Annotated in this window: 6 protein-coding genes; 2 read left to right on the top strand and 4 right to left on the bottom strand. The window is 47.9% G+C overall.

What is annotated here, in order from left to right; translation table 11 throughout:
* On the top strand, window positions 1–1,160 hold a 1,160-nt coding region (locus QUA03_RS26705), incomplete at its 5' end, for a WD40 repeat domain-containing protein (protein WP_333216452.1).
* A 199-nt stretch (window positions 1,161–1,359) separates the two neighbouring features.
* Here QUA03_RS26705 and QUA03_RS26700 read toward each other — a convergent pair.
* Window positions 1,360–1,674, bottom strand: coding sequence for a hypothetical protein (locus QUA03_RS26700; protein WP_333216450.1), 315 nt, complete (start codon window positions 1,672–1,674; stop codon window positions 1,360–1,362).
* A 68-nt stretch (window positions 1,675–1,742) separates the two neighbouring features.
* The gene (locus QUA03_RS26695; RefSeq protein ID WP_333216448.1) at window positions 1,743–2,666 is read right to left on the bottom strand and encodes a M23 family metallopeptidase; all 924 of its coding nucleotides are present in this window, start codon (window positions 2,664–2,666) and stop codon (window positions 1,743–1,745) included.
* A gap of 304 nt (window positions 2,667–2,970) precedes the next feature.
* Here QUA03_RS26695 and QUA03_RS26690 point away from each other — a divergent pair, with 304 nt between their 5' ends.
* Complete coding sequence (locus QUA03_RS26690; protein ID WP_333216446.1) at window positions 2,971–4,194, top strand: HhoA/HhoB/HtrA family serine endopeptidase; 1,224 nt, start codon at window positions 2,971–2,973, stop codon at window positions 4,192–4,194.
* A 311-nt stretch (window positions 4,195–4,505) separates the two neighbouring features.
* Here QUA03_RS26690 and QUA03_RS26685 read toward each other — a convergent pair whose 3' ends face one another.
* Together QUA03_RS26685 and scpB are read right to left on the bottom strand one after the other, a co-directional pair.
* Window positions 4,506–4,853, bottom strand: coding sequence for a DUF760 domain-containing protein (locus QUA03_RS26685; RefSeq protein WP_333216444.1), 348 nt, complete (start codon window positions 4,851–4,853; stop codon window positions 4,506–4,508).
* 42 nt (window positions 4,854–4,895) lie between these two features.
* On the bottom strand, window positions 4,896–5,411 hold the full coding sequence (gene scpB / locus QUA03_RS26680; RefSeq protein WP_333216442.1) for an SMC-Scp complex subunit ScpB: 516 nt from the start codon (window positions 5,409–5,411) through the stop codon (window positions 4,896–4,898).
* Window positions 5,412–6,372 lie beyond the last annotated feature (961 nt).

Here is a 6,372-nt window from a genome sequence, read left to right as displayed (position 1 = left end):
AAATCTGGGACATCGAGACAGGCACCGAACTTAGAATCCTCACCGGTCATAGTAGCTCGGTAAATGGAGTGGCGATCGCACCAGACGGTAAAACCGCGATTTCCGCTTCATACGATAACACCCTGAAAATCTGGGACATCGAGACAGGCACCGAACTTAGAATCCTCACCGGTCATAGTAGCTCGGTAAATGGAGTGGCGATCTCACCAGACGGTAAAACCGCGATTTCCGCTGATTACACCCTGAAAATCTGGGACACCGAGACAGGCACCGAACTTAGAACTTTCACCGGTCATACTGGCGGCGTATCAGCAGTCGCGATCGCACCAGACGGTAAAACCGCGATTTCCGGTTCAGTGGATGACACCCTGAAAATTTGGGACACCGAGACAGGCACCGAACTTAGAACCCTCACCGGTCATACTGGCTGGGTAAATGGAGTGGCGATCGCACTAGACGGTAAAACAGCGATTTCCGCTTCATACGATAACACCCTGAAAATCTGGGACACCGAGACAGGCACCGAACTTAGAACCATCAGCGGTCATAGCTCGGTAAATGGAGTGGCGATCGCACCAGACGGTAAAACCGCGATTTCCGCTTCAGAGGATAACACCCTGAAAATCTGGGACACCGAGACAGGTACCGAAGTTAGAACCCTCACGGGTCATAGTAACTCGGTAAATGCAGTGGCGATCGCACCAGACGGCAAAACAGCGATTTCCGGTTCAGTGGATGACACCCTGAAAATCTGGGACACCGAGACAGGCACCGAACTTAGAACCCTCACCGGTCATACTGGCTGGGTAAATGCAGTGGCGATCGCACCAGACGGTAAAACCGCGATTTCCGCTTCATACGATAACACCCTGAAAATCTGGGACACCGAGACAGGCACCGAACTTAGAACTCTCACCGGTCATAGTAGCCTGGTATATGCAGTCGCGATCGCACCCGACGGCCAAACCGCGATTTCCGCTTCAGAGGATAACACCCTGAAAATCTGGGATTTGTTTAGCGGTGAAGGGGTTGCTAGTTTCAGCGGAGAAACTGGGTTTCGTTGCTGTGCAATTTCGCCTGATGGGGTGACAGTTGTAGCGGGGGATGCGTCGGGCCGGGTGCATTTCCTGCGATTGGAGGGAGTTAGCGGCGGGCGATAATCGGATTTTTGGGTCGATTCGGGCGATCTAATTTTTTGTGTACGGGACTTACCCACTCCCACCAAAGAAACCGGGTTTTTACCGAATCTGTGGGCTGTAACGAAGTATTTATTGTCGTCCAAAACCGGGTTTCTCTGCCTCCATCGTAAGTCCTAATGTAGCGAGTTTTAGGGCGATCGAAATTGAGAGAAATGTGCGATCAAATTTTTGTGTTGATTGGGGCGATCTGATTTTTGGGTTGATGGGCGATCGGGTTTTTTGTTGATCGGGCGATCGAATTGGAGAGAAATGTGCGATCGGGCAATAAGTTGTTCACCAATAAGTGATTAATGGAAACCCGATTAGTGCGATCGTTACTTCTTTCTCGGATTCTATCAGGTTCAAAAAGATTGTGAGTAAAATAAACGGGGTTTGCGTCAGTTGTTTTTGTAAGTGAGTCTGGTAAAATGTTGGTAACATATTTTTTGGAATAGGCAATCGTGTAATGATTCTGCTGCCTATCTTTTTTTACCACAACCCAGCTCAATCCTTACCCCCTCTGGATTTGGGGCGGGTTGTTACCCCCCCAGCACACTAACAATCCTATTTTTTAATAGTCGCTTGCAAATAAAGCAGTGGGTCTTCAGCAACCCAACCCAAACCGGAATTGTACCGAACTTCAAAATGCAAATGAGATGGCGGAATGTCCCGTTTTCCCGTCGTCCCCACAGTTCCCAAAACTTCTCCAGACTGCACTTTTTGACCGACTTTTACGGCAATATCTTTCAAATGAGCGTAGCGCGTTTGCTTCCCCGCTTCATGGTTCACCACCACTAAATTCCCGTAATCCCCCTGCGGCCCGGCAAAAGCGACAGTCCCCTCGCCCGCGGCCAAAACCTGCGTACCCTCCGACGCCAAAAAATCTACGCCGCTGTGGAAAAAAAATTCGCGCCGCGCCGGATGCAATTGCCGCCCGTAACGCAAAGCTTCCACTGCTGGCGCGGGCAGCGGAAATCCTTGCACCGATGGCGTTGCATCGGGATTGATAGAAGGCCCGATCGACCTATTCACCGCTGGCACAAACACCGTTTTCCCCAAAGGCCTGCACCCATTCGCCTCAAATAGCAAATCTGCGGGCACTTTGTAAGCTTCTGCCAGTTTTTGCCAATTCCAGCCCGCAGGCACTTTTACCTCCATGCCACTGTACGGAGGAATGACGATCGCACTTCCAGCAGATACTCCACCGCCCCGCAACATCGGGTTTATCCCGATCAGCGCCGCAGGAATCACACTGTACTGCCGCGCGATGCTTTCTATTGTTTCGCCCTGGGCCACAGTGTGGCGACGCAACCGAGACATAGCCGGACTGGGGCAATCGCGGGCGGGGTCGGGGTTTTCTACAGGTGTACCTAAAGGAAGATTTGCAGGTGGGATTTCGGTATTTGCCGCCGTTTTCTCAACGGGTGCGATCGACCAAATTAGTGCAGAAATCAGCGGAAATAAGCGTTTCAAAGTCATTATGTACATAAAAAAGTATTCATTTCGGACAGTTGACAATTTTAAAATCCTGTGAAACTGCATATTTACCAGCTCTAGCCACCCCCCAGACTGTAAATCCCAGGCTAAGCCAAGTTAGGATGAGAATTATTAGTTTGATTCGCTCTTGGTAAATCCGGCAAAATTGCCTGTGATGCCGATGGGCGCCAGCCTGTTAACAGCTATGTTCTTGAGGAAGCGGTACGCCCCGCCCCGCTTCCTTCCCGTCGCCAAGACAAAAAAGCTTGATTCGGAACCTGTCTGCGGGGATGAGGTATTTAGCGGGAGTTATTAAATGAGTTTATCTTTTAAGCAAGCGACCCTTTATGTGACTCTGCTGTCAATCGGCGGAGGTATGGGATGGTTGGGAAATCGCTATCTGCAAGGCTCAAACAATCTGGAAACCGGATTGGTTTTGCCAGTAGTACGCCAGCAAATCCCCCCCTATCCCTCTCCTTCAGTTCAGGAAAATCGGGCGGTTGATCGCAGCAATCCCAATTTTATTGCTGAAGCAGCGGAAAAAGTCGGCCCGGCTGTAGTGCGGATTGACGCATCAACCAAGGTGGCGAATCAAGTGCCCGAAGCTTTCAAAAATCCTTTGTTTCGTCGGTTTTTTGGGGAGAATTTGCCGCAGCCGGAAGAACGAACCAAGAGAGGTACGGGTTCCGGCTTTATTCTCACTTCGGACGGCCGCATAGTTACTAATGCTCACGTTGTCTCCGGGACGGATACTGTTAAGGTGACTCTCAAAGACGGCCGGGAGTTTGAGGGTAAGGTGCAGGGAGTCGATCCGCTGACGGATGTCGCTGTGGTTAAGATTAATGCTAAGGAACTGCCGCAGGTGGCTTTGGGTCGATCGGACAATATTGTACCGGGACAGTGGGCGATCGCGATCGGCAATCCTTTAGGTCTCGACAATACCGTGACTGTGGGCATTATCAGCGCTACGGGTCGATCGAGTTCCCAAGTCGGCATCCCCGACAAGCGAGTTCGCTTTATCCAAACCGATGCTGCCATCAACCCCGGCAATTCTGGCGGGCCGCTACTCAATGACCAAGGCGAAGTAATTGGTATCAATACCGCTATCCGCGCGGACGCTCAGGGCTTGGGATTTGCAATTCCGATCGAAACCGCCAAACGAGTTTCCGATCAGCTATTCGCCAAAGGTAGAGCCGAACATCCCTATCTCGGCATTCAAATGGTCAGCTTGAGTGCCGCCACCAAGGCAGAACTCAACAAACAGCTCGATAATAATAATAAAATTACCCTCGATCAAGGCGTAGCCGTGGCGCGAGTCGTGGAAAATTCCCCCGCTCAAAAAGCCGACTTGCGCCCCGGAGATGTCATTCAAAAAGTTGACGGAATTGCGGTTAACACTCCCGGTGACGTGCAAGAACGGGTGGAAAACACGGTTGTGGGCAAAGAACTAGAAGTGGAAATTAACCGTTTGGGTCAAGTTCAGAAAATTAAAGTACGTCCGGGTGCTTTTCCCCTATCGGGTAGCTCCGCCGGTGGGTAATACCATTTTCAATTTTCGATTTTCGATTAAAGAATTAAGAATGACTTACTGCATAAGGATTTGGAGCTTATCTACAGTTGCATTCTTTTTTGAAATTGGTATTAGTTGCAGGGGTGGAGGATGGAAGATGAATCTGATGCTTGATAGTCCTGGAAGCAGTAACCGGGTTTTTTCACCAAAAGCCTCGGTGTAGCGCGAGGGATAGCCGGTTAACAGCCCGGTTTCTTAATTCCCTGTGCCTCCATGATTCAGGATTATGGATTTTTCTGAACAACTTTCATCTTTCTTGCTTCCCCAACCCGTTGATCTTTTTACTTGTCTTTGGGTGAGTTTGGTTTAATCGAGCTGGTGCTTGCTAAATTTTCTTCTAGGTGCATCCTTTGCTCCATTTGCCTCAAAAAATAGCCTGTCATCATCGCTGAAGCTAGCAAACCTGCTAAGTTTTCGCGATCGGTGGTAATTTCGACGTTAAAATTTTCTGAAGGCAAAACGCCGACAAGTCCTTGAACGTTATGAGAGATTATTTCTCTGATGTCGGGGCTGACGGACTTGGCGACGTGGGCTAGAACCTCCGGGGATTGGTGTTGGAGGTACTTCAGCAGTGGATTGACTGCGGTTTGTTGGGCATTGGATGTGTCAAAGTCAGGGTGAAAAACCATTTGGCGATTCTTAATTTCTGGCTGGTTACATTCTACTTCAAACTACTCGTCATTGCTTGGGTACAAATTTGCCTGAAAGTCAAGTTGCAATTGTTTTGGCAGTTGATCTACTTGAAAGTACCGATGAAATTTCTCGGTAACTTGTAACCAATACGACCGCCCCTCAGTCGGTCGCCGTTTGCGGACGAAACCCATTTCTACCAGCTCCTGCACTTGTTGGTAAGCTCCTGAACCTCGCAAGTTAACTAAATCTGGCTGAGCGATGCCGCCTTTGAGGGCGATCGCAGCCAGCGTCCGCAAAGCTCCCACACCTAATTCTGGAGGTATTAAAGTTTGCATTAAACTGGCAAACTCTTCTCTGAGTTGCAGGCTGTATCCTGTGGGGGTTTCGACGACTTCTAATGCACTGTCGCGGTGGGACGAGTCAGACATGAGTTCGATGATGGCGTCTTCGGCTTCGGCTCGATCGCACTTGGCAATCTCGGCAATTTCTGCGATCGACACTGGCTGACCTTTTAGGTAAAGTATGGCTTCTATTGTTGTGGCTAAGCGAGTCATTTGGGAATTGGTAATTAGGAATGGGGACGTGGAAAGAAGGAGGAAGAAGCAAGGAAGAAGAAAGACTCAGGAAAACAACAGTTATCCGTATTTCCGTAACTTCCGTCTCGTGAATAATGAGAGTTAGGAATAAACATTCCCCTTACACAAATTATTAATAGTGTAGGTTAGGTTGAGAAACAAAACCTACACTATTAATTTTCTTTTTTTATATCAGTCCGAGACACAGAAATATATAACGTTTCTGGCTCTCCTGAGCTTATGGTGATCAACCAATACACCTGACGGGGTGATACCCCCGTCATAACCCCCTAGCTGACGGGGTTATGACCAATTTATGGTAAAAAAAGATGGGTCAGTATTGTTAAGAAGCCCCATCATTTAAAAATGTTACCTCAATCATACCAAATTTGTTTCCAACGGCAGCTCAAAAACGCCTAATACTTGACTCGGACTATTGTAGTTTTTCTGCTCCCCACCCATAAACAAGTGAGTATTGAGTTATTGGCGAAATTGATGCCATACCCAATCATGTTTAAGAGCCGACGACATTCTCTTTAACGATTTCTCAAGCTACCTATCTTCAAGATAGAAAAGCTTGGGTTTGCTCTGCTTAAATATACCAATCTTCTGTCAATAAGCGGCAGAATAAAATAAGAATTCACTCTCATTTATCAAGTAAGGAAAGGGATTTGGGTAAAAATTCATTAACGCTCTTAATCGAGCCTAGCCTGTAGATAATTGTGGAATCGGAAAAACTTTTAGCCACTGTTGTATCCAGTTATATCAAGTTCGGGTAATTACTTATAATATTTAAGTTCGACGACTGACGCTCACAAACCAGCGAGTGAGGCAAAATCTCATTGGTAATCAGTTAAGCCTGTATCATTGCTAACAAGTTAGAAGGGGGTAGATTTTGTCAATACCTCTTAGAATAGAAATATTAGGGAATAATAATGAT

The organism is Microcoleus sp. S36b_A4, from assembly GCF_036700645.1.
In the GTDB taxonomy this organism is placed as follows: Bacteria; Cyanobacteriota; Cyanobacteriia; order Cyanobacteriales; family Microcoleaceae; genus Microcoleus.
This window is presented reverse-complemented; position numbering and strand designations above follow the sequence as displayed.